Annotated in this window: 4 protein-coding genes; 1 reads left to right on the plus strand and 3 read right to left on the minus strand. The window is 68.1% G+C overall.

What is annotated here, in order from left to right:
* Positions 1 to 331: 331 nt before the first annotated feature.
* The 3 genes from ENN83_RS13090 to ENN83_RS13100 are packed head-to-tail and all read right to left on the minus strand — an operon-like array spanning position 332 to position 2,565.
* Complete coding sequence (locus ENN83_RS13090; protein ID WP_287187640.1) at positions 332 to 1,303, minus strand: quinone oxidoreductase family protein; 972 nt, start codon at positions 1,301 to 1,303, stop codon at positions 332 to 334.
* 3 nt (positions 1,304 to 1,306) lie between these two features.
* On the minus strand, positions 1,307 to 1,711 hold the full coding sequence (locus ENN83_RS13095) for a carboxymuconolactone decarboxylase family protein (protein ID WP_287187642.1): 405 nt from the start codon (positions 1,709 to 1,711) through the stop codon (positions 1,307 to 1,309).
* A gap of 32 nt (positions 1,712 to 1,743) precedes the next feature.
* Positions 1,744 to 2,565 carry a cyclase family protein gene (locus ENN83_RS13100; protein ID WP_287187644.1) on the minus strand — a complete coding sequence of 274 codons (822 nt, stop codon included), beginning with the start codon at positions 2,563 to 2,565 and terminating at the stop codon, positions 1,744 to 1,746.
* A gap of 167 nt (positions 2,566 to 2,732) precedes the next feature.
* Between ENN83_RS13100 and ENN83_RS13105 the strand changes: the two genes are divergently transcribed.
* A partial coding sequence (locus ENN83_RS13105; protein WP_287187645.1) for a type II 3-dehydroquinate dehydratase occupies positions 2,733 to 2,822 on the plus strand: 90 nt, incomplete at its 3' end.

Here is a 2,822-nt window from a genome sequence, read left to right on the forward strand (position 1 = left end):
GCTGCGCAACCCCGAAGCGCTGCGCACGCGGGCGCGTTCGGCCGGGCCGCCGGAGCAACCGCCCCGGCAGGAGGACGAACCCCAGCCCGAGCCGCAGGACGATACCGGGCCGGGGGAGATGGACGCGGACGGCCCGGATGGCGGCGGCACGCGATGAACGCCCCGCGCCGATTGCGCTGCTTGCTTTTGCGGCACGGGGATAGGGTGTCTTTCGGATCCTTTGGCCGATAGACTTGGGCGCGAGGCGGATCACCAGAAGCGCCAACCTTTTGCTGACCCGGCCGCGCGGATCGGATGGATGGCGCGTGTTGGGGTGGTTCCTGCGCGCCGGTCAGGGCAGCAGGACCGTGGCCCCGGTCGTTTCCCGGGCCTCCAGCGCGCGATGGGCTGCCGCCGTTTCGGCCAGCGGCCGGATCTGGCCGATCTGCGGGGTAAGGGACCCGCCGACGATGGCGGCGAAGAGGTCGGCGGCCCGGGCGCGCAATTCGTCAGGGTCAGCGATGAAATCGAACAGGACGGGCCGTGTGGCCGACAGGCTGCCCTTGGCAAGATCCGAGATGCGGAAGTCGTCCAGCATGCCCGAGGATTGGCCGAAATTCACGAACATGCCACGTTTCTTCAGGCAGGCGAGCGAGCCGCGCCAGGTGTCGCGCCCGACGCTGTCATAGACCGCATCGACGCCCGCGCCATCGGTGGCTGCCATTACCGCCGGGACGAAATCACCGGCGCTGTAGTCGATCACCGTCTCACAGCCATGGTCACGCGCCATCGCCACCTTGTCCGGTCCGCCCGCCGTGCCGATGGCGCGCACGCCCTTTGCGGCCAGCCACTGGCCAAGCAGCAGCCCCACGCCCCCCGCCGCGGCATGGACAAGAACGCTCTGGCCCGCGCGCACCGCAAAGCTGTCATGGATCAGGTAATGCGCCGTCAGCCCCTTGAGCATCACGCTGGCCGCAATCTCGTCGGGGATTGCGTCGGGCAGTGGCACCAGCCGGTCGGCAGGCATGGCCCGCGCCGTGCAGCAGGCGCCGTTCGGCGTGGTATAGGCCACCCGGTCGCCGATTGCGAAGCCCGTGACGCCCGGCCCCAGCGGCTCGATCACGCCAGCGGCCTCGCCGCCGGGGATCAGGATGTCATCGGGCCAGGGGTAAAGGCCCGAGCGGAAATAGGTGTCGATGAAATTCAGCCCGACAGCCCGGTGCCGGACCAGGACCTCGCCCTCCTCGGGGGCGTGCACCGGCCAGTCCACCCAGTCCAGCACCTCGGGGCCACCCGGCTCGCGCGCGATGATCGCCTTTTCCACGGGTTACGCCTTGAATTCCGGGTCAACGGGAACCTGAAGCGCCGTCACCAGCGCGTTGGTCTGCGCGGCAAGGCTGACGATGGCCAGCAATTCGCCATACATCTCGTCGGTCATGCCCTTGGCCCGCGCGCCCGCCGTGTGGGAATGCACGCAATATTCGCAGCCATTCGCGATCGAGACCGCCATGTAGATCATTTCGCGCGTGACCGGGTCAAGCGCGCCGGGCCGCGTCATCACCTGTTTCACCTGCGCCCAGGTCGATTCCAGAACCGCGGGCTGGTTCGCAAGCGCACGCCAGACATTGTTCACGAAATCGGTCTTGCGGGTGGCGCGGATGTCGTCGAACACCGCCTTGACGCGCGCATCCGCCTCAACTTCGGCATCGCTCCAGATCCTGACCGTGGCCATGGGCCCTCCTTCGTTGCGGATGGCGCGCCGGATCAGACCAGCGCGAAGATGCGGGCGGGTCCGCCGGTGCCGCCGTGATGCTTGGGCGCGCCGATCACCAGCGTCGCCCCCGCAGCGGGCACCTTGTCCAGATTGGCCAGGCATTCGATGCCGAAGCGTCCCGCGGGCAGCCAGGCGTAATGGGTGGCGAAATCGGCCGACGGCCCATGATCCAGCGACAGCGTGTCCACCCCGATCGAGCCCGCGCGGGTTTCCTCCAGAAGCATCTGCGCCGCCCCGACATGGAAGCCCGGGTAATGCTGCTTGCCCTCGGCATCGGCGCCACGGAATTTCGGCCCGTCGACATGGGCGGCCCAGCCCGAATGCATCGCCACGCAGGCATTGTCGGGGATCTCGCCATGCGCGGCGATCCAGGCGCGGATGTCGTCCGGCGTGACCTGGGCATCGGCATCCCCGGCCGCACGCGCCGCGATGTCGATCACGCAAAGCGGCGCGATCAGGCTACCCACCGCGATCTCGTTCACCGCCGCGCCATCGGCCGAGAAATGCAGCGGCGCGTCGATATGGGTGCCGGTATGCTCGTTCACCCGGAATTCCGACAGGTTGAAGCCGTGTTCGGCAAAGGTGAATTTCTGCTCGGGGAAGAACTGCTGTTCGCCGAAATAGGTGGCAAAGCCCTCGTGCAACTCATGGGTCATGTCGGTGACGCCGCCATGGCCCTGCGCCAGCGCCGCGGGCGCCGAAGCCGTCACACCGGCGGCGGCCGCCACGCCGGCCCCGACCGCGGCCCGGAAAAAGCCGCGCCGCGACAGCATCCGGTCCTTGACGCGGTTCATCACGCAGATATCGCACATCGTCTCTCTCCCTGATGGCCGGGGCCGATCTTCTGCCGCCCGCCGGGAAAGCCTAACCGGCCGCGCGGCGCTGTCAATTCGCGCCTTGGCGCAGCGGGCGGCGCGCGCGTTTTTGGGGCTGTCGCTTGGCCTCATCGCATGGAAAGATGCGGCCCGAGGAGATTCCGATGGGCAAGACGATCCACATCCTGAACGGGCCGAATCTGAACCTGCTTGGGCAGCGTCAGCCCGAGATCTACGGCCATGAAACGCTGGCC

Origin of the sequence: Rhodovulum sp., from assembly GCF_011048875.1 — a bacterium.
Lineage (GTDB): Bacteria > Pseudomonadota > Alphaproteobacteria > Rhodobacterales > Rhodobacteraceae > Rhodovulum > Rhodovulum tesquicola.